At 66.9% G+C, this 19,518-nt stretch carries 16 protein-coding genes; 5 read left to right on the forward strand and 11 right to left on the reverse strand.

Going from position 1 to position 19,518, the window contains the following annotated elements; translation table 11 throughout:
* Positions 1 to 11: 11 nt before the first annotated feature.
* A complete protein-coding gene (locus BUF17_RS20010; protein ID WP_073632072.1) occupies positions 12 to 890 on the forward strand; it encodes an oxidoreductase in 879 nt (292 codons plus the stop codon).
* Between the two features lie 407 nt (positions 891 to 1,297).
* Positions 1,298 to 2,767, forward strand: coding sequence for an FAD/NAD(P)-binding protein (locus tag BUF17_RS20015; protein WP_244530970.1), 1,470 nt, complete (start codon positions 1,298 to 1,300; stop codon positions 2,765 to 2,767).
* A gap of 56 nt (positions 2,768 to 2,823) precedes the next feature.
* Here the strand turns inward: BUF17_RS20015 and BUF17_RS20020 are convergent, their stop codons facing one another.
* The 4 genes from BUF17_RS20020 to BUF17_RS20035 all read right to left on the reverse strand — a co-directional run bounded on the left by BUF17_RS20020 (position 2,824) and on the right by BUF17_RS20035 (position 8,733).
* Entirely contained in the window at positions 2,824 to 3,525 is a 702-nt protein-coding gene (locus BUF17_RS20020) for a J domain-containing protein (RefSeq protein WP_073632074.1), read from the reverse strand.
* On the reverse strand, positions 3,522 to 5,834 hold the full coding sequence (locus BUF17_RS20025; protein ID WP_073632076.1) for a GumC family protein: 2,313 nt from the start codon (positions 5,832 to 5,834) through the stop codon (positions 3,522 to 3,524). Before BUF17_RS20025 ends, BUF17_RS20020 begins: the two co-directional genes overlap by 4 nt.
* Positions 5,835 to 5,881: 47 nt before the next feature.
* Positions 5,882 to 6,646: a polysaccharide biosynthesis/export family protein gene (locus tag BUF17_RS20030; protein ID WP_175563762.1), complete on the reverse strand. Its 765-nt coding sequence runs from the start codon at positions 6,644 to 6,646 to the stop codon at positions 5,882 to 5,884.
* 233 nt (positions 6,647 to 6,879) lie between these two features.
* Positions 6,880 to 8,733, reverse strand: coding sequence for a PHA/PHB synthase family protein (locus BUF17_RS20035; protein WP_084565010.1), 1,854 nt, complete (start codon positions 8,731 to 8,733; stop codon positions 6,880 to 6,882).
* A 404-nt stretch (positions 8,734 to 9,137) separates the two neighbouring features.
* Between BUF17_RS20035 and BUF17_RS20040 the strand changes: the two genes are divergently transcribed.
* Positions 9,138 to 10,175, forward strand: coding sequence for a sugar-binding transcriptional regulator (locus tag BUF17_RS20040; protein WP_073632080.1), 1,038 nt, complete (start codon positions 9,138 to 9,140; stop codon positions 10,173 to 10,175).
* Positions 10,176 to 10,218: 43 nt separating this feature from the next.
* Here BUF17_RS20040 and BUF17_RS20045 read toward each other — a convergent pair whose 3' ends face one another.
* The 7 genes from BUF17_RS20045 to BUF17_RS20075 all read right to left on the reverse strand — a co-directional run bounded on the left by BUF17_RS20045 (position 10,219) and on the right by BUF17_RS20075 (position 16,816).
* A complete protein-coding gene (locus BUF17_RS20045) occupies positions 10,219 to 10,959 on the reverse strand; it encodes a hypothetical protein (protein ID WP_073632082.1) in 741 nt (246 codons plus the stop codon).
* Positions 10,960 to 10,993: 34 nt separating this feature from the next.
* A complete protein-coding gene (locus BUF17_RS20050; RefSeq protein ID WP_073632204.1) occupies positions 10,994 to 11,644 on the reverse strand; it encodes an HAD family hydrolase in 651 nt (216 codons plus the stop codon).
* A 97-nt stretch (positions 11,645 to 11,741) separates the two neighbouring features.
* Entirely contained in the window at positions 11,742 to 13,712 is a 1,971-nt protein-coding gene (ptsP, locus tag BUF17_RS20055; protein WP_342186312.1) for a phosphoenolpyruvate--protein phosphotransferase, read from the reverse strand.
* Between the two features lie 317 nt (positions 13,713 to 14,029).
* Positions 14,030 to 14,410 carry a PTS glucitol/sorbitol transporter subunit IIA gene (locus BUF17_RS20060; RefSeq protein WP_073632085.1) on the reverse strand — a complete coding sequence of 127 codons (381 nt, stop codon included), beginning with the start codon at positions 14,408 to 14,410 and terminating at the stop codon, positions 14,030 to 14,032.
* A 14-nt stretch (positions 14,411 to 14,424) separates the two neighbouring features.
* A complete protein-coding gene (srlE, locus tag BUF17_RS20065; RefSeq protein ID WP_073632087.1) occupies positions 14,425 to 15,444 on the reverse strand; it encodes a PTS glucitol/sorbitol transporter subunit IIB in 1,020 nt (339 codons plus the stop codon).
* A 30-nt stretch (positions 15,445 to 15,474) separates the two neighbouring features.
* Positions 15,475 to 16,284 carry a PTS glucitol/sorbitol transporter subunit IIC gene (gene srlA, locus BUF17_RS20070; RefSeq protein WP_139282621.1) on the reverse strand — a complete coding sequence of 270 codons (810 nt, stop codon included), beginning with the start codon at positions 16,282 to 16,284 and terminating at the stop codon, positions 15,475 to 15,477.
* A 70-nt stretch (positions 16,285 to 16,354) separates the two neighbouring features.
* Positions 16,355 to 16,816: a transcriptional regulator GutM gene (locus BUF17_RS20075; RefSeq protein ID WP_073632090.1), complete on the reverse strand. Its 462-nt coding sequence runs from the start codon at positions 16,814 to 16,816 to the stop codon at positions 16,355 to 16,357.
* Between the two features lie 328 nt (positions 16,817 to 17,144).
* On the opposite strand from BUF17_RS20075, the gene BUF17_RS20080 reads away from it, so the two are divergent.
* Together BUF17_RS20080 and BUF17_RS20085 are read left to right on the forward strand one after the other, a co-directional pair.
* Entirely contained in the window at positions 17,145 to 17,924 is a 780-nt protein-coding gene (locus tag BUF17_RS20080; RefSeq protein ID WP_073632092.1) for a hypothetical protein, read from the forward strand.
* A gap of 156 nt (positions 17,925 to 18,080) precedes the next feature.
* Positions 18,081 to 19,406 (forward strand): NAD(P)H-dependent oxidoreductase, encoded by a 1,326-nt coding sequence (locus BUF17_RS20085; protein ID WP_073632095.1) that lies wholly within the window; start codon positions 18,081 to 18,083, stop codon positions 19,404 to 19,406.
* Positions 19,407 to 19,518 lie beyond the last annotated feature (112 nt).

Consider the following 19,518-nt stretch of genomic DNA (forward strand, 5'->3'; position numbering starts at 1 on the left):
GGAGTTCCGATATGACCGATCCTGCATCCAAGATCTGGCTCGTCACCGGCAGCGCGGCCGGTCTCGGCCGCGACATCGCCGAAGCCGCCTTGAAGGCCGGCAACATGGTGGTCGCAACCGCGCGCGATCCCGACAGGCTGGCGGACCTCGCGACATCGCATGGCAACCGCGTGCTCCCTCTCGCCCTCGACGTCACCGATAGCGCCGCCGCCGAGGCCACGGTCGAAGCCGCCATCGAAAGGTTCGGACGCATCGACGTCCTCGTGAACAACGCCGGATACGGCCATCTCGCCCCGTTCGAGCAGATGAACGCGGCGGACTTCCGCGATCAGATCGAAACCAACTTCTTCGGCGTGGTGAATCTGAGCCGTGCCGTCCTGCCGACGATGCGACGGCAGCGTTCGGGTCACATCATCCAGATTTCCTCGGTCGGTGGCCGCATGAGCACGCCCGGCCTGTCGGCCTATCAGGCGGCGAAATGGGCTGTCGGCGGCTTCAGCGAGTCGCTCGCGCAGGAGGTGGCATCGATCGGGATCAAGGTCTGCACGCTGGAACCCGGCGGCATGCGGACGAACTGGGCCGTCCGCGCGCGGCACAGCGATCCGGTCGAGCCCCTTCCCGACTACAAGCCTGCGTTCGACGCCCTGAAGGCGCTTCTGGATCCGATGATCGGCAACGAGGCCGGCGATCCCGCACGGGTCGCCCAGGTGGTGCTTGCCATCGCCAATCACCCGAAGCCGCCGCTGCACCTCCTGCTCGGCAGCGACGCACTTCACTATTTCGGCCGTGTCGAGGCTGCCCGGATCGCTTCCGACGAACGCTGGCGGGCCATCAGCCGGTTCACCGACTTTGCCGGACCAGACGCGCTTCCGGCGCTGCCGGAGGAGTGAGCCCCGCTCGGTGAGACGGCCGGTCCGCCCGCACGTCGGCCGGGCCGGCCGTTTTCCCGTCTGGAGAGATTTCGTGTCGTTCAGATCGGTTCGATCCGAGCGGGATGTTCTCCACGCGGTGACGCGGCGGTCGTGGGCATTCTCGGCCAGCCCGGCCTCGCGGTCGGTCTTGAGGAGCGGCTTGATCGGCGCGCCGACGAAGACGCACTCGGCAGGCTGGGCGGAGAATGCCTGGCCCGGAGGCTCCGGCCTGGTAAAGCACCGAAGTAGCGCGCCATAAGTTCGCTTGATGGCTCATTTGTCTATTTATTTTATAGATCTTATGTATAAATGATGTCAACGCATCTGCAAGCACCGGCTTTCGGAGCCGCAGTGACGTGGTGCCGGAGGCAGGCGAGGCAAGCGACATGAAGACGTCTTTCAGCCCGGACCCGATGGAGACGGACATCCTCATCATCGGAGGCGGGTTCACCGGCGCGGCGGTCGCCTTCCATTTGGCGCGATCCGCCCCTTCTCCCTCGCTGCGCATCGCCGTGGTCGAGCCAAGAAGCGCGCTCGGAGCAGGCCTCGCCTACAGCACGGACGATCCCACACACCGCATCAACGTTCCCGCGCGTCGCATGAGCCTCGACACATCCGAACCGGCGCACTTCGCCGACTGGCTCGCCTCCAACACGAGCCCCCACGGCGATGCGGACGAATACGCGCTCGGGGGCGAACGCTTTCCCGCCCGGGCCGTCTTCGGCCGCTATGTCGCCGCTCATCTCGCCCCGCTGTTGGCGGCCGGCTGCGTCCGGCATCTGCGTGCCCGTGCAGTCCGGGCGACGGCGGCCGAGGGTGGCTATCGCGTCGTTCTGGACGACGGCATCGCGGTGCGCACCTCCACCCTCGTGCTTGCCGCCTCGCATCCCGCACCGGCGATCCCCGAGCCGTTGCGGGCTGTGGCCGGCCGCCCGGGCTTCTACGGCGACCCTTACGACCGTGACGCACTCGAACGCATCGGTCCGGATGAAAGCGTACTGATCGTCGGGACCGGCCTCACCATGGCCGACATCGTCGCGTCCCTGAGCGCCCGCGGCCACCGCGGACGCATTCTCGCGCTGTCGCGCCATGGGCTGCGCTCGCTCGGACACAGCACCGAGGCCGTCGATGCCTTCGGTGAGTTCGCCCTCTACCCGGCAGAGACGGCCGGAGACCTCCTGCGCAGGGTGAGACGCTCGGTCACCGAAGCGGCGCAATTCGGGGTGCCCTGGCAGGCGGTGCTGGATCGCGTCCGCCAGCAGGGGCCTGCGATCTGGCAAGCCCTGCCGCTTCCGGAACGTCTGCGCCTCGTCCGCCATCTGCGCACGTTCTGGGACATCCACCGCTTCCGGATCGCGCCGCAGGTGGAGGCGGCGCTGGACAGGCGCGTGGCGGACGGCACGCTTGGGATCGCCGCCGCCCGTGTGATCGCGGCCTGCGCCGCACCGGCGGGCGGCCTTGAGATCGCCATTCGACGCCGTGGCGGGCGAGACGTCGAGCGGCAACGCTTCGACGCCGTGATCGTCACCACGGGACCGGCCCATGCGGAGATCGTCCGCACGGAGCCGATGATCGCCGGCCTCGCCGACGACGGGGTGGTCGGCCTCGATCCAACAGGCCTCGGTCTCTGGACAAGCGAGAACGGCAGGGCGCGCCGGCCCGGCGACGGCAGCGTCGTCGACAATCTGTTCGTCGCCGGACCACTGGCGCGCGGGACGTTCGGAGAACTGATGGGACTGCCGGAAGTCGCTGCTTATGCCGCGTTCATCGCCGCGCAGGTGAGACACCGTCTGGCGGCGCATCCGCCGATCGCGGGCTTCGCGAACCGGCCGCAGGAGCCGGCGAGCCTACCCTGAGAGCCGGACGCCCGAGCGTCGGGGCGGACGGCGGCGGACGCCCGCCGGACCGCCGATCAGAAGCTCTTTTCCGACAGCCGATTGAACTGAAGCTGGGCTTCCCGGCTGCTGTCGCCGGGCGCAGGCACGTCGTCGGTCCCGGTGAGCTTGCCGCCATAGACGAACGCGGCAATTCCGACAGCCACCACCGCGCACACGGCGGCAAGGCGCAGCAGCGGATGCGACGCGGCACGCCGCGAGCGGACCGGCATCGCGACCCACCGGATTTGTCCGGCGAGGCGGCGCCTCCGCCGTCCTCTGCCGCTCGCGCGGTGCCCGGCGCCAGCCGGCTCCGTCGGGTGAACGATCGGCCGGCCGGACTCGATTTCGGCGACCGCCGTCATCAGCCGATGAAACAACGTTTCCCGCAGCGGATCCGGATTGCGGTCGGGATGAAGCCACTTCACCAGCCAGCGCTTGTGATCGCGGACGGCATCCGCGCCAGCGCCGGGCCTGAGGCCGAGGACCCGGTAGCAGTCCGCACCCGGGAACATGATCACGTGCTGGAGATAGAATTCGGCCGCCTCGCGAATGAACGCGGCGTGCGGAACTTCCCGGGCGAACAACCGGAGGACCTCCGCGATGTCGGCCTCCGAACCCGCCGCGATGCGGATCAGAACGAGCACGTCGGACGGGACGGGCTTCTCCCGCATGACGCCGACGAGGGTCGGCATCCTGACAAGTCCGATTGCCGCCTCGACCGCGTTCGCCTCGCTCATGCCCCGCTCTGCTCGCTCTTCTGCGCGTCGTGGGTCAACGCCTGGGCGCCGTAGGAATAGTAGCCGTAACCGTAGCCATAGCCGTAACCATAGCCGTAGGTCGCCTTCTCGGCATCGAACTTCGACAGGAGCACGCCGATCAGGCGGCCGCGGGCGAATTGCAGCTGCTTCACCGCAAGGCGCACCGCGTGCTGCCGGGTCTCGCCGGCCGCGATCACGAACAGCGTTCCGACCGCGATGCTGGAAAGCAGCGGCGCATCCGCGAGGCCCATCACCGGCGGCGCGTCGATGATGACGATGTCGAAGCGCTCCTCGCCTGCCGTCAGCAGCGACATCATCTTCGGCCCCGAGAGCAGTTCCGCCGGGTTCGGCGGCAGCGGCCCGCTGGTGATCAGCGACATGTTCTCGATGCCGGTCGGCAGGATCACCTCGTCAAGGGTCGACAGACCGGCCAGGAAGTTGCTGAGCCCGTTCTTGTTGACCATGTTGAGCTGCTTGTGCAGGCCCGGATTGCGGAGGTCGCCCTCGATCAGCAGCACACGCTTGTTGAGCTGGGCGAAGTTCCGCGCCAGCGCAAGCGCGGTGGTCGACTTGCCCTCCGACGGCCGCGCGCTGGTGATGATCATGTTCCGCGGCGCACCGTCGGCGGTGGAGAACTGCACGGTGGTGCGCAGCGACCGATAGGCCTCCGATATCGGCGACCAGGGGTCCTGCAGCTCGTCCTGGGGAGCCGACTTGTCCTTGGGACGCGGAATCACCCCCAGCACGGGAATGGACAGCAGCGCTTCCACGTCCTCGGGCGTCTTGAAGGTGTCGTCCATATATTCGAGGAACAGCGCGCCGGCCGAGCCGACCAGAAGGCCCGCGAAGATGGCGATGGCGAGATTCAGCGTCAGCTTCGGGAAGGCCGGCTTGTCCGGCAGCTTGGCGTGATCGACGAACGAGATGTTGTTCGTTCCGATGCCGCCGGCGATGCCGATTTCCTTGTACCGCTGCAACAGCCCGTCATAGAGCGCCCGGTTGGTATCGACCTCGCGCTTGAGGAAATTGTACTGGATGCTGCGATCGCGCATCGCCAGCGTATCGGCCTTGAGCGAGTCGAGCTGCGCCTGAAGGGCCACTTCGTTGCTCTTGGCGGCCTGATATTGCCGTTCGATCGATTCCTTGATCGCCGCGATCTGCGCGTTTGCCTGCGCGTTCAATTCGGAGATCTGCGCCTTCAGCTGCACCATTTCCGGGAAGGCTGGCTTGTAGAGCCGAAGCTTCTGCTGATACTCGGCCGTCAGGGCCATGTACTGCTTCCGGTTCTCCTGGATGGACTTGTCATCCAGGATTTCGGGCAGACCATAGCCTGTGGTGCTCTGGGCGAGACGCCACTTCTCCTCGAGGCGGATGCGGTCGGCGCGGGCCTGCACGAGACTCGAGTTGACGGTGTCCAGGTTGGCTTCGGCGATGCTCCGCTGCTGCTGGTCGCCGACGGAGAAGATCCCTTCCTTGCGCGCGTAGGCGACAAGCTGCGTTTCGGAATCCTCCATCTTGGTCTTGAGCTGCTGCAGCCGGTCCTCGAGGAATGTGCGCGCATAGGATGCCGCGTCGTATCGGCGATCCAGATTCTCCGCGATGAAGGCGTCGCCATATCCGTCGGCGACACGCTGCGCGATCTCCGGATTGGTGTGGTCGAACGACACGTTCACCAGTCGGGAGCCACGGACCGGATTGATGCGGATGCCGTCCTGGACCGCATTGATCACCCTGTCGCGACGGATCTCGGCCTCGCTCTTGCCCTCGTTGCCGGTCGGCTTGCCGAGCACCGGCGCCAGCAGTTCCTTCGCCTGGGCGAACAGCGACGGCGCGGTATCCGGCAGGAATGCCTGATCCCCCACCAGTCCGAGCTGGGTCACGACGCGCTCGGCCAGCGAACGGCTTTTCAGAAGTTCGTACTGCGTCTGGTAGAATTCGGTGCCCGTCAGCGTTTCTTCGGTCTGCAGACCTTCGAGATTGAGTGCGCCCGAGGCGGTGCGGTCGATCTGCAGGACGATCGCCGCGCGGTAGACCGGTGTGATCAGAAAGTTCGCCACGACGGCGACAAAGCAGAAAACCAGGACCGTGAAGAAGATCAGCCTTCTGCGCTTGACCAGAATCCAGAAATATTTGAGGAAATCGACGCCGTCATCATCCAGCCGGCCGGCCTGGAACGGGCTGCCGTAACCGCCATAACCCGGGACCGCGGGATATCCGGGCCCGGGGACAGGAGCAATGCCGCCGCCTTCCGGCTGTGGAACCGGCATGCCGCCGACCTGACTTCCCATGGCGCGTGCTTCCTCAGCGTTTCAAAACGGGCCGCCGGCCCGCTGTCTCAAAGAACGGCCGCGAGCGCGGCGAGCGGCGAGACATATTTCAGATCCCGCAGCGTGGTCCGCACCCCGGATTCGTCCACGATCACGACATCGCCGCCCTGAAGGATAGGATCGGGACTCCTGCCGGCCCTGATGGACGAAAGATCGTAGTGGGAGGCCGTGCGTTTTCCGTTCGCGAGCCTGAAAACGTAGACCGACCCCTGGTCCGCATATTCCGTCACTCCCTGGGCCGACGCAACCGCCTGTAGCAGGGAGACTGAACCAGTCATCGGGAAGATGCCGGGCTTCTGCACGGCGCCGTCGACGGTCACGCGCTGGCTCGTATAGTCCGTCACCTTCACGCTCACCTGCGGAGACTGAAGATAGGTGGCACCGAGCTTTGCCGCGATTTCCTTCTCAAGCTGCGGCGCGGTCTTGCCCGCCACCATGACCTGCCCGATCAGCGGAAAGGTGATGTAGCCGCTCTTGTTGACTTCGGCGGTCGTGTCGAGATCCGGCACCTGGAACACGGAAACGGAAATCTTGTCGAGCGGGCCGATCTTGTAATCGTCGGCGAGCTGGGGCGCGGCATCACCGCGCAATGCGGCCGCGGCATAAGGCGGCAGTTGCGCGGTCGGTGACGTCCGCTGCGGCTGGCTGGACGTGCACCCGGATACGGCCATGCCCACCATCAGCACCAACAGCACGCATGTGGCTTCCCGCCGCATGAAGACCTGCCTTTTCCGATTGGCAATGTGGCGCCCGTCCGGCGCCGCCATTTCCATGGGCCATACACGAAATCGCCGTCGAGACCAATCCTTGGCCGAAGCCGGACCGGCTGTGTCGGCCGCGAACGTCCGGTTCGATTCAAATTGCACGCATATTCTTAACCATCCGTGCCAAATCTGCCGCATCATCGCGGACCGCGTCGGGAATCGAACCCGGCAGTCCGGCGCGGCGGATAAGGCGACGCAGCGAGACCCCGCGATTCGTCGGGCGCTGCGGGCGGTTCGGGACGTCAGCGCTGGAACACGTAGGTGCCCGGTGCGTCCTCAAGCGGAGGCAGCCCGCGTTCGGGCGCGCCCATCGAAGGCGGCGGAACGCGCCGGCCCGCCGACTGCGACGCGAGCCAGGCCGCCCATTCCATCCACCACGAGCCCTCCCGTTCCTCTGCCGCCGCGACCCACTCCTCGGCGCCGAGGCACGGATCGTCGGTCCGCTTCAGTGCAATATGGAAGCGGCGCTTCGGGTGGCCGGGTTCGCTGACGATGCCGGCATTGTGGCCGCCGCTGGTCAACACGAACGTCACGTCGCCATCGCTCAATTGATGGATCTTGTAGACCGAACGCCAGGGCGCGACGTGATCCCGCTCGGTTCCGACCACGAACAGCGGCACCCGGATGTTCTGGAGAGCGGCGGCGCGCCCGTCGACCATGAAGCGCGCCCCGGCGAGTTCGTTATCGAGATAGAGCCGCTTCAGATATTCCGCGTGCATCCGATAGGGCATCCGGGTGGAATCGGCATTCCACGCCATCAGATCGATCATCGGCGTGCGCTCGCCCATGAGATAGTCGTGAACGAGCCGCGACCAGATCAGGTCGTTGCTGCGCAGAAGCTGGAACGCGCCGGCCATCTGGTCGGCCGAGAGATATCCCCGGTTCCACATCATGCTCTCGAGGAAATGGAGCTGACTGTGATCGATGAACAGCGCCAGTTCGCCGGGCTCGGAGAAATCCGTCTGGGCTGCGAACAAAGAGAGCGACGCAATCCGCTCGTCCCCTGTCCTCGCCATTGCCGCCGCGGCGATCGAAAGCAGCGTGCCGCCGAGGCAATAGCCGGTGGCGTGAACCTTGCGGTCCGGAACGATCGTCGTGACCGCATCGAGCGCGGCCATCACACCCGCGCGCCGGTAGTCGTCGAGCGTCAGATCCCGGTCCTCCGTCCCGGGGTTGCGCCACGAGATGCAGAACACCGTGTGGCCCCGCTCGACGAGATAGCGCACCAGAGAATTGTGCGGCGACAGGTCGAGAATGTAATATTTCATGATCCAGGCCGGCACGATGAGAACCGGCTCGGCGAACACGGTCTCGGTCGCCGGCGAATACTGGATCAGCTCGATCAGATGATTGCGGAACACGACCCTGCCGGGCGTGATCGCCACCTCCCGCCCCGGCCGGAAATTTTCGACGCCCACGGGTGGCTGCCCGCTGGCCTGACGACCGACATCCTCCAGCCAGTTCCTGAAGCCCTCATAAAAGTTGAGGCCGCCCGTGGCGAAGGCCTTCTCGATCACTTCGGGATTGGCGAAGGGGTTGTTTGAGGGCGAGGCCATGTCCAAGAGCTGGCGCGCCGCGAACGAAACGACGTCCTCGTGGTGCGGCGTGACGCCGGGAACGCCGTGGGTGATGTTGTGCCACATCTGCTGATTGAGCAGAAAGCCCTGAGCCAGAATGTTGAATGGCGGCTTTCGCCATCCCTCGGCGCTGAAGCGGTAATCTCCCGGCAGCGGCTCGATACAGGGCGGAAGATCGGGCTCGATGGCCGACGCGGAGGCATAGGATGTCAGCCGCGCCGCCTTGCGCCATGCCTTGGCGACGAGCTCCAGGCGCTTGCCGGGCGCCGACGCGAGATGGATCGACCAGTCGAACATCGCCATGACCAGGGCCGCGGGCGATAATCCTCCCGTGACCTGGGCGTTCAGGGCCTCGCGAATCCGGTCGATGGCACGGAAGACCTCGCCTTCGGCGGCATCCTCGACGTGCGGCGTCGCCTTTGCCGCCGATGCCTGAATATGAGGAGCGGTCGGAAAATCCGAAGCGGGGCGCGCGCTGGCGCGCTCTTCCGCAGCGGGCGTGAAAGCGGGGCTATCCATCGTAACGGCCTTTCCGCGGCGACCGCGCATCCTTCCCCGTGGGGAGGCATGGTGGCGACGTGAGAGCACCGATGTCGGGCTGCTCTCGCAGAGTTCGGCCCCGGAAGCGCTCGCCGGTCATTGCATTCCGTCGCCGTCTTTCCTACCACGCAATCGCCTGCCGCGGTTGATCCCGATCAACGCCGTCCGGGAACGACCGGGCACTGTGCCCGGCCAGCCGTCCTGTTGCGGCCGGCGTCCGGGATCCGTAGCGTGCCGTTTGGGCTTTGAAGAAAACGAGATCGGAGAATCGGCCTCGCCGACGAAGCAGCCGGAGCGAGCGCCGTTCAGCCCGATCCTCGGGCGCGGCACCGCCGGCTGGCACGGCGGGACGATCGCTTCGCACGGCAAGGGGTGAGGACGACGTGGCCACCAGGCGCAAATCGACACCGCGGACATCGGCCGACGACGCCGGAGCGGAGCCGCTCGGCCGCCGATCCGCACGGCTCCGTCTGCGCGCCGCCTGGATGTACTATGTCGAGGAAATGACCCAGAGCGCGATTGCCGAAGCACTCGGTATCGGCCGCGTCACCGTGGTTCGGCTACTCGCCGACGCCCGCGCGCTGCACGAGGTCAAGATCTCGCTCGGCCGGCACGCCTCCGACCTGCTCGGCCTGGAGATGACGCTGCAGAAGACGTTCGGTCTGCGCGAGGCGGTGGTCGCGCCGGTGTCGTCGCACAATGCCGATCCCATGCCGGCGATCGGTGCCGCGACGGGCCATTACATCACCGACTTCCTCAAGCCCAACATGCGGATCGGCGTCGGCTGGGGCCGCACCCTTCTCAACACGCTCAGTTTCATCGACGATGCGCCGGTGCCGGGCCTCGCGGTGGTGTCGCTCCTCGGTGGCATCTCGGCGGTGCGGCGCTACAATCCGGCGGAATTCGCCTGGCGCTTCTCGCAGCTGTTCAACGCCGACTGCTACCTGATCGCGGCGCCCGCCCTGGTCGACAGCATCGAGACCAAGCGCGCGCTCATCGAACGCTGCGGCCTCGGCTCGGTGTTCCAGATGTCCGACGCTCTCGATGCCGTGCTTCTCAGCGTCGGCGAAATGTCGCGCAACTCGACCTCGTTCGTGTTCGACTACTTCACCGAAAACGACCGCACCACGCTGATCGAAAAAGGCGCGGTCGGGGACGTGCTCTACAATTTCTACGATGAAAGCGGCGAAATCGTCGATCACCCCATCAACAGCCGCGCCATGAGCGCGTCGATCGAGCAGCTCCGGCGCACGCCGAACCGCATCCTTACCTCAGGCGGCAATTTCAAGGTGGAAGCGGTGCTGGGCGCGATCCGGCTGTTGCAGCCGACGACGCTGATCACCGACGAGGTGACAGCCGAAGCGATCCTCAACCGTGTCGGCGTCGAGGTTCCCTCCAGCGGGATTTCGTCGGAGATCTGACACGGCCACGGGCGCGGAGGGGCTGGCCAGCTGGCGGACCTCCCTACGGCAGGAACGGCAGCACGGAGGCGATCTCGGTCGCGAGCGCGTGCGCGGGATCGCGGCGGTCGAGGCAGTCGGCGAAGCGGCGGAACCGCACGTCCATCACGGCGGCGGCGCTGTCGGGAACGGCGCCAAGCCCGGCCGCATCGAGGTCCTTCGTCGCGGCGACGGCCCCGGCGAGAGCAATCGTCAGGAAGACGGCGGCATTCGGCTCCGTGGCAAAACCTGTGCCGTCCGCCGAAGCGCTTTCCGCCGTCTCGATGTCGCGGATCGGCCTGCGTGCCACCAGCGCGACCGCCGCCTCGGCCCAGAACCGCGCCGGATCCGTTCCGTCACGCACTGCCGGGGGCACGAGATCCCGGGCTGCGGCCGCGATGTCGTGCTCGGCGATGAACAGATTGTCGATGCCGCGCCGCGTCAGCAGCGTCTCCGCAAGCCGGTAGACCGTGCGGGTGAACAGGGTTTCGAACGCATCGGCATCCGCAAGACCGGACAGACGCCGGCAGGCCCGCATCAGGGCGGCATCGGAGCGCGCCTCGTCGCCCGGCGCCCCGCGCAGCAGGCTCGAAACCGTCTCCTCGGTCGTGCTCAGAACGGCGTCGGCGAGGCTCGTCAGGTGGTGCACGCCCCGCCGCAGCGGATCGGCATCGTCGCCGGCGCGCGTGGTCTTGCGCACGAGATAGCGCGCGCCGCGCAGCCCGTCTTTCAGAAGGGTCGCGATATCCTGGTGGAGGTGAGCCATCCGCGCCATCTCCCTAACCTGCCGCGTGGTGCCGTCAGCGCCGCAGCCAGTCCTCGACGGCCGACCACGACTCCAGCACCACCTCCGCGCCGGCCTCGCGCAGGGCAGAAGCCGTCACGTCGCTCGCATGTGCGCCGCCGAGGAACCCGACGGGCCTCATCCCGGCGGCAACGGCCCCCATGATACCGAATTTCGAGTCCTCGATCACGACGCATCTTTCCGGCGGCACGCCCATGGTGCCCGCCGCGTGAAGCACGAGGTCCGGCGCAGGCTTGCCGCGGGCAACCTGCTCGGAGCTGAAGATGGCATCATGATCGAAGAAGCGCTCGAGACCCGTCACGCCGAGGCTGAAGCGGATGCGCTCAAGCGACGAGGACGAGGCGACGCAGCGGCGCAGAGACAGCCCGTCAAGGAACCGCACCATGTCCGGCGTCGGCTGAAGCCGCTCGGCGAACAGGGCGCGGGTGGCGGGCCAAAGCCGATGACCGACCGAAGCGTCGAACGTCCGCCCGCTCAGGCGCTGCAATCCGGCGAAGATGTCGGCCTGCTTCATGCCGACGAACGCCATGATGTCGGCCGCCGTCACCGCGATCTCGTCTTCCGCCAGCACAGCCGCCATCGCCTCGGCGGCGAGCGGCTCGCTGTCGACCAGCACGCCGTCGCAGTCGAAGATCACGAGTTCGATGTCGGGATTCGCATCGCGGACGGCGCGGTGGGCGCCGCCATCGGCCGCGCCCGCGGCATTGCTGTGGTGTTCCAAGGTCTCGTTCCGCAAGATACCGTCAGATCTCGGTTATGCACCGCTTCGCCCGGGGAATCGAGACCGGGCTCATGCTGAGTTCGGTCACGCCGAGACGAACGAATTCAGGGATGAGATCGGGGCGCGAAGCCGCCTCGCCGCACACGCCGACCCAGATGCCAGCCTCTTTCGCGGCATCGCAGATCATCGCGATGGCCTTCATAACGGCGGGATGCTCGGTGCGGTTCAGCGTCGCCACCCGCGGGTTCAGGCGGTCGACGGCCATGATGTACTGCGTGAGATCGTTGGTGCCGATGGAGAAGAACGACACCTGACGGGCGAAGGCATCCGCGAGCAGCGCAGCCGCCGGTGTCTCCATCATGATGCCGAGTTCGAAATCCGCGTGTGGCGTGCCAGCGGCTTCGAGTTCCGCCCTGCAATCGGCGATCAGTCCACGCACGGCGCGGATCTCGTCGAGGTCGGCGATCATCGGCACCATGACCTTGATGTTGCCGACGACGGCCGCGCGAAGAAGGGCCTTGAGCTGCGGCTTGAACACGTCCTGCCGCTCCAGGCACATCCGCACGCCGCGCCAGCCGAGGAACGGGTTTTCCTCCTTCGGGAAATTGATGCCGACGACCGGCTTGTCTCCCCCCACATCCAGCGTGCGCACCACGACGGGATGCGGCGCGAAGGCCTGTGCGAGGCGGGTGTAGACGTCGGCCTGCTCGTCCTCGCTCGGCAGCGCCTTGCGTTCCATGAACAGGAATTCCGTGCGGAAAAGTCCGACGCCCATGGCGCCGTTGGCCTTCGCCGCGTCGATCTCCCTCAGCGAACCGAGATTGGCAGCCACCTCGATGCGCCGTCCGTCGCGAGTGTGCGGTTCAAGCGCGCGATAGGCGTCGAGAGCCGCCCTCGCCTCGCGCTCGGCGGCAATCGACGCCTCGATCTCGGCGATTGCCGCGGCGTCCGGATCGACCCAGATGCGGCCGGTCCGGCCGTCGACGGCAACGCGGGCGGCGGCCTTCAGCGTCGCCTCGTCCACGGAGGCGCCCACCACCGCGGGGATGCCGTGGGCACGGGCCATGATGGAGACGTGGGACGTCGGCGTGCCCTTGCGGCAGACGATGCCGCCGATGGACGAAAGCCGGGCCTTGGCCAGATCCCACGCGCCGAGTTCGTCGGCAACGACGATCGCGCCGTCCGGCATATCGGCCAGCGAAACCTCTTTGCGACCGAGCAGCGTGAGCGCGACGTTGCGCGTCAGGCTGCGGACGTCCTCGGCGCGGGCGCGGATATAGGCATCCTCCATCTCCTCGAAGGAGGCGGACAGCGCCTGTCCGGCGCGCAGCGTCGCGGTCACCGCATCGAGCCCGGTCCCGATCCGGGCGTGGATGTCGTTCATGAGGTCGATATCGCGGGCGACGTCGATCAGCGCGTCGATGATCGCGGCGTCTTCGGCGGTCAGATCCGGCGCCGCCTTGCGGTCGAACAGCGAGCGCGCAGTCGCGTTGACCGCGGCGCGATGCCGGTTGATCTCCGGCTCGACTTCGTCCGGAGCGAGGGCGCGGGGTGCGTCCGCAATCACCTCGGGGAAGAACGCGAACACGGGACCGAAAGCCGTGCCTTCGCTGGCCGGAATCCCGGCGGGCGATACGGCGTCGCAGCCCGAAGCAGTCGCCACGGGCGCTGCGGGTGCCGCCGCAGGCACCTGAGCATCGGCGGCGGCTCCGCCATTGGGATTTTCCTGCCCGGCCTCCGGCGTGGCTACGAACGCGGCGAGGGCGTCGACCGCAGCCGCGGCATCCTCGCCATCGGCCTTCAGAAGAATCTCGTCGTCTTCCTTCACGCCGAGCAGCATCAGCTTGACGGAACTCTTGGCATTGGCGGCGCGCCCCGAACGCTCGACTTCGACGTCCGACTGGAACGTCTTGGCGAGTTTGACGAAGTGGGTCGCCGGCCGGGCGTGCAGGCCATCCCGCACGCGCACGGTCACGGTACGCTCGATATGCATCGTTTCCTCCATGACCGCGGATCGGATCTGCCGTGAACAGCATCGGCAGCCGCGCGGCACTGGCCCGCGTCGTGGCGCCGATCGCGCCGCCCGCGCAGGGCCGCTTGGAACCCGTCCGGCCGGTTAGCATCGCTCAACGACCGGACGTTCGCTCCAGCTTCAAGTTCCCGGCCGTGCCGCCGCGGGTCGGACCGGTTGGGTCCGGTGGCGACAGGCCTTGTTCGTTCTTCCCGGCGGCCGTGGGATCCGTCGGGAAGACGTGCGTCGTAGCGATCGGCCGGCGATGCCGGCACGGCGCGGATCGGGCGTGGAGGCCCTTATTCGGCGATCACGATCTCGGCGCCGGATGACAGCGCCGCGATCAGTTCGCCGGAGTTCACGGCCGAAGCGCAAAGTTCGCCTGGCCGCTCCGTCTTATCCTCGCCGTTGAAGTTGATCACCACATGGCCGATCTCACGCACCTTCTGCCACGCCATCGAGCCGACGCCGGTGAGGATCGCGGAGAGTTCGCCGATCCGGATCTCCGCGCCGGGCCCCGGCCCCTCGGGCGACGGCCCCTCGGCGACGGCATGCAGCACGGAGATTTCGGCAAGCTCCGGCGGCGCGCCGTCCGCGAACAGGATCAACACACCTTCCGACAGCAGATCCCCGGCTTCGGGACCGACCTTCGTGACGACGGTACGCAGGAAAACGGCCATGAGTGATCCTCGTTTCAGAGCAGGAAGCTCGCAGCCCAGGCGATAAGCACCGAGACCGGACCCATGACCTGGCGGCTGATCAGCACCGCCGGCACGCCGATTTCGATGGTCTTCGGCTTGGCTTCACCGAGCGCCAGGCCGACCGGGACGAAGTCGCAACCGACCTGGGTGTTGTAGGCAAACAGCGCCGGCAGCGCCATTGCCGGGGCGATGGTGCCGTTGGCGATCTGCGGGCCGATGATGGCGACGCCGATGACCTGGGCGATGACCGCGCCTGGCCCGAGGATGGGCGAGAGGAACGGCAGGCCGCAGATCGCCGACAGGATGAGCAGGCCGACGATGTTGTTGGCGAGCGGACCCATCGGCGCGGCGAGCATGTCGCCGATGCCGGTATAGAGAATGATGCCGATCAGCATCGTCACGAACGCCATGAACGGCAGCACGTTGCGGACGACCTGATCGATGGTGCGACGGCCGGCATTGAAGAAGATGCCGACGGCCTTGCCCATCACCCGGCCGACGCTGGTGATGACGCCGACGAGCCCGCCGGTGGACGACGGCCCGCTTCCGGCCTTCGCCGCATGGGCGCGGGCGAGGTCGGCGGGTGTCGGGTCAACCGGCCGGGACGCGGCCGCGGAGCCAGCGGGCGCCTCGGAACCGTCCGCGAAGGCGAGATTCGCTTCCCGCACGCCGGAGACATAGATGTCCTCGGTGATGAACTGGGCGAGCGGACCGGACTGCCCGACAGGCGTGAGGTTGATGGTCGGGATGCGCTTGCGGGGATAGACGCCGCACCGCGCGGTGCCGCCGCAATCCACCACCACCGCCGCGATCTCGCTCTCGATCGGCGGATTGCGGAACCCGTCGACGACGGTCGCCCCGGTCATGTCCGCCAGCCGCTGCGCGACCGCCGGAATGCCACCGCCGGTAACGGCGACGATCTTGTCCTTCTGTTCGGTCGGCGCGATCACCAGCGGACCGCCCCAGCCTCCCGGGCCCGACCCGACGCGGACCGCCTTGAACTGCTTAGCCATGATTTGCCTCCCCTGCGCCCGTGCCCGGCGTCACAGTTCCACGCCTTCGCGGCGGACCATGATCTGTGTGATCTTTTCGGTGACGATGCCCTTCAGGAGGATCACCACGAGGCCGACGGCGAAATAGAACATCGCCAGGGTGATGTGGTAACCTTCCGGCACGACACCGCGCTTCTCGAGCTCGAGGATGGCAACGAGCACGCCGCCCCAGACGAAATACTCGCCGGGATTGGCATGGGGGAAGAGGCCGAGGATCGGATGCACGAAGGAGACTGCCGAATCGTAGAAGGCCGGCTTGTGCTTTTCTTCAAGGAACGTTCCGAAGGTGTAGGCCATCGGATTGGTCAGGAAGAACACCGCGATCACCGGCAGCACGGTGTAGCGGGTGATGGCATATTTGCCGGCAGAGCGGGCGACGCCATGGACGCGCTCCTCGCCGATCATGCCCGTCACGGCATAGAAAGCCGTCATCAGCACCACGAGGGTGGGGATGATGCCGGTGACGAAGCCGACGAAGACCTCGCCGCCCTTCTGGAACATGCCGATGAAATGCTTGCCGATCAGCGTCAGCCAGCCGAGCTGTTCTTCCTGGGGATGGGCGGAAAGCGCCTTCACCTTGTCGGCATAACTTTCGGCGGTGGCGGCAGCATCGGGCGCCGCCGTGGTGGCCGCCGATCCGCTGTCCTGCACCAGCACCAGCAGGCCGTGGTGGCCCTGGTCCGCCGTGGCCGTTGCGGCGTGAGCGGTGGAATGCACCACCGCGTCGACCGCCATCTGGCCGAGTTGGGCGCCGTGGACGGCAAGATCCGCCCCGTGCGCCATCAGTGACATGAGTGCCATGCCTTGCGAGCCTCCCTGCTCGTAAACCGCCCGGGCGGTTTGCCTACCGCTGTCTGTCTCGTCGTGCCGCTTACGCGGTCGTCGTTTCGAGGGGCGATGGGTTGTAGGATGTTGATGGCTGCTGCGATTGCTTCTCGGCCTGACGCGACTGCGCCTGCCGTATCTGGTCGATGGCCTTTGAAAGCGCCTGCCCGCGTCCCTTGGCGGAACCGGTCATGGCCTCGGCGCGGGCTGCGAACTCGTCCAGCCGGTCGCCGATGCCGATATCGAAGGGGCGGAACTTCGCGAAGACGCTTCGCCCTTCCATCAGCCGTACTGCACGCACGGTGCCGTTCGGGGCGGCGACGACGAGGGCGATCACGCCCTTGCCAAGCACGCCCCGCGCATTCCCGGCGCCCATCCAGCCGTCGGGCCATTCCTGCGACAGCGCGCGCATCATCGTTCGGTAATGCTTCATCTGCCGCCAGGTGCCGTATGCCTGCAGCACCCATACGGCTGCAAGCAGCAGCAGCGCTTCTTGCCAATAGGCCATGGCGTTCCACTCCTTCGTCCGGCTTTCGATCTGCCGGTTCGTATCACCGTTTGGGGCTCGCGCGCCGACTGTTCACACCACTGTTCCGGTGCTGCAGCATCGCGAGCCGTGCCTCCGTTCTGGCCCGTCGCGACGGGTATCGAACTCGGAGAGCCGGCTTTGCACTCACCATGATGGAACTTTTGTTCCTCGTAAAGTCATTCTGTGCTAATTTCTGTCGAAGGCCACAACGACGGCAGCCACGGCCGCCCAAGCGAACGGAGCGCCTGCCGTTTCCAAACCGTGGCGCGCCGCTATAGTGAAACACGCGCGCAAGCGGAGAGCGGTCATGCAGACGCTGGATGTCCGGACGCAGGAACTGAGAACGCAGGAACTGGCGCACGACCTCGCCGGCGACCTCTCGGCCATGCCCGATCTGGTCCATCGCGTCCGCAGCCTGCGATTCTTCGAGACCCATTTCCGCCGCACCATCAAGGTCATCGCCGATCGGGCGGGCATTGCCCTCTCCGTCGACCGCAACCGACTCGTTGCGGCCTTTCTCGACTGGGGAGACGCGGTGAACAGGCAGCGCGCCGTCGCGGCCATCGACCGGCGTGATTATATCGTTTTCTCCGCCGGGCTGCTGCTGGAGCACCTGCTGGCGCAGCGTGCCGTGTCTGCGGCGGCTCCCCGTCCGCGCCCCGCCGGGCTTGGAAGCGCCCAGCGAATCAATTCGGCCTCGGCTTCAGGGCTCGCTGCCGACACAGGCGGCGCCAGCTCATCCGTCGCAGGTGTCGGGAACGCAGAGGTGCCGGCTGCGATCGGCGACATTGCCGCGTTCTGGCCCGAGGGCTTTTCCACGACGGCCTATTGCGTCGCGGTTCTCGAGGCCGTGCTGCGCCAGGAGGCTGCGCGACCGGTCGTCGTCGGCGACACCGTCGACGATCTGAGGACATGGTGGTCGTTCCGCGAGAACGCGGCCGAGGACCCCCGCGCGGCGATCGGCTATTTCGATCTGTTCGTCGGCAACGAACCGAATTGGGAGGCTCCGGCAAATGCTGGGGCCAGGCCGGCGATCCGGCAGCGCCTGCAAGGCGGCGCCTCTTCACTCAATCCCGCCCTGAACTGACACGGCGACGGCCAGCCTGGCCGGCGCGGTGCATTCGTGCGCTCAACGGGCTTGAACACAATCGTTGACAACGATACAAAAGTTCATCCATTAATCGAGTAACGATCCAAATGAGCCGGCATGCGTTCTGCGTCCAACGGCTCCTCGGGAGGTGAAATGTCCCTGATCACGAAAGTCGGCCTCGCAGCCGAAATCGCCGCCTATGCGGAGCGGAACGGCCCGGTGACCATCGGGCTCGCCGGTGCAGGCCAGATGGGCACGGACATCGTGGTCCAGCTGGCGCTGATTCCGGGCGTCCGGCTCGGCGCGGTGTCCGAGGTTCGCGGCGAGGCCGCCGTCGAGGCGCTGCTGATGTCCGGCCGCAGCCGCGCCGACATCGTCGAGGTGTCGAGCGCGACGGCGATCGATGCGGCGATCGAAAGCGGCCGCGTGGCGCTGACCGGCGACTACAAGGCGCTCTGCGGCGCCGGCCTGATCGACGTCGTGATCGACGCCACCGGCAATCCTAATATCGGAACGGAAATCGCACTCAACGCCATGGCGAACGGCAAGCACGTCGTCATGCTGAACGTCGAGGCGGACATCACCATCGGCCGCTTCCTCAAGGAAGAGGCGCGCAAGGCCGGTGTCGTCTACACTGGCGCGGCGGGTGACGAGCCGGCGGCGACGCTGGAGATCATCGGCTTCGCGCAGTCGCTCGGCTTCGAGATCGTCGCCGCGGGCAAGGGCAAGAACAACCCCCTCAAGTTCGACGCGATGCCGGACGCCTATGAGGAGGAAGCCCGCCGCCGCAACATGAACGCGCGGATGCTGGTCGAGTTCGTCGACGGCTCCAAGACCATGATCGAGATGGTCGCGGTCGCCAACGCCACCGGCCTGGTGCCCGACGTTCCGGGCATGCACGGGCCTGCCGCCACGCGCGAGGAGCTCGCGCAGGTGCTCTGCACCAAGGAAGACGGCGGCATCCTCAGCCGGTCCGGCGTGGTCGACTATTCCATCGGCAAGGGCGTCGCGCCCGGCGTGTTCTGCGTGGTGAAGCCCCGTCACCCCCGGGTGCTGGAGCGCATGACCGACCTCAAGGTCGGCCCCGGCCCCTGCTACACGATCCTGCGCCCCTATCACCTGACCAGCCTGGAAGTGCCGCTTTCGGCGATCCGCTCGGTGATGTCGCGCCGTCCGGATATGGAGCCGGTGGACCGTCCCGTCGCCGAATGCGCGGCCGTCGCCAAGCGCGATCTCACGCCGGGCCAGACCTTGGGCAAGATCGGCGAGTACGATTATCGCGGCTTCGCGATGACTTGGGAAGGTGCCCGTGACGGTGGCGCGCTGCCGCTCGGCCTTGCGGAGCGGGCGCGGGTTCTGCGGCCGATCAAGGCCGGTGAGCGCCTGACCTACGAGAACTGCGCACCGGACGACTCGCTGCTCGTGACGCAGATCCGTCGCCGGCTCGACCAGTCCGACGCACGGTTCCTCGCCGCCTGATTTCGACGCCCCCGCAGCGTCCCGGCGCTTCGGGACGCGGGGATCGAACGCCCGGCGACGGGCGAACGCAGACGCCTGCCCCGGAGCCGGCCGCGGGACGCGGCCGGGCTTG

Source organism: Pseudoxanthobacter soli DSM 19599 (assembly GCF_900148505.1).
GTDB lineage: Bacteria > Pseudomonadota > Alphaproteobacteria > Rhizobiales > Segnochrobactraceae > Pseudoxanthobacter > Pseudoxanthobacter soli.

Excerpts from the sequence above, each read along its gene's own strand:
- BUF17_RS20010 (WP_073632072.1), top strand. The coding sequence starts at position 12 with ATGACCGATCCTGCATCCAAGATCTGGCTCGTCACCGGCAGCGCGGCC.
- BUF17_RS20015 (WP_244530970.1), top strand. The coding sequence starts at position 1,298 with ATGAAGACGTCTTTCAGCCCGGACCCGATGGAGACGGACATCCTCATC.
- BUF17_RS20020 (WP_073632074.1), bottom strand. The coding sequence starts at position 3,525 with ATGAGCGAGGCGAACGCGGTCGAGGCGGCAATCGGACTTGTCAGGATG.
- BUF17_RS20025 (WP_073632076.1), bottom strand. The coding sequence starts at position 5,834 with ATGGGAAGTCAGGTCGGCGGCATGCCGGTTCCACAGCCGGAAGGCGGC.
- BUF17_RS20030 (WP_175563762.1), bottom strand. The coding sequence starts at position 6,646 with ATGGAAATGGCGGCGCCGGACGGGCGCCACATTGCCAATCGGAAAAGG.
- BUF17_RS20035 (WP_084565010.1), bottom strand. The coding sequence starts at position 8,733 with ATGGATAGCCCCGCTTTCACGCCCGCTGCGGAAGAGCGCGCCAGCGCG.
- BUF17_RS20045 (WP_073632082.1), bottom strand. The coding sequence starts at position 10,959 with ATGGCTCACCTCCACCAGGATATCGCGACCCTTCTGAAAGACGGGCTG.
- ptsP (WP_342186312.1), bottom strand. The coding sequence starts at position 13,712 with ATGCATATCGAGCGTACCGTGACCGTGCGCGTGCGGGATGGCCTGCAC.
- BUF17_RS20060 (WP_073632085.1), bottom strand. The coding sequence starts at position 14,410 with ATGGCCGTTTTCCTGCGTACCGTCGTCACGAAGGTCGGTCCCGAAGCC.
- srlE (WP_073632087.1), bottom strand. The coding sequence starts at position 15,444 with ATGGCTAAGCAGTTCAAGGCGGTCCGCGTCGGGTCGGGCCCGGGAGGC.
- srlA (WP_139282621.1), bottom strand. The coding sequence starts at position 16,284 with ATGGCACTCATGTCACTGATGGCGCACGGGGCGGATCTTGCCGTCCAC.
- BUF17_RS20075 (WP_073632090.1), bottom strand. The coding sequence starts at position 16,816 with ATGGCCTATTGGCAAGAAGCGCTGCTGCTGCTTGCAGCCGTATGGGTG.
- BUF17_RS20080 (WP_073632092.1), top strand. The coding sequence starts at position 17,145 with ATGCAGACGCTGGATGTCCGGACGCAGGAACTGAGAACGCAGGAACTG.
- BUF17_RS20085 (WP_073632095.1), top strand. The coding sequence starts at position 18,081 with ATGTCCCTGATCACGAAAGTCGGCCTCGCAGCCGAAATCGCCGCCTAT.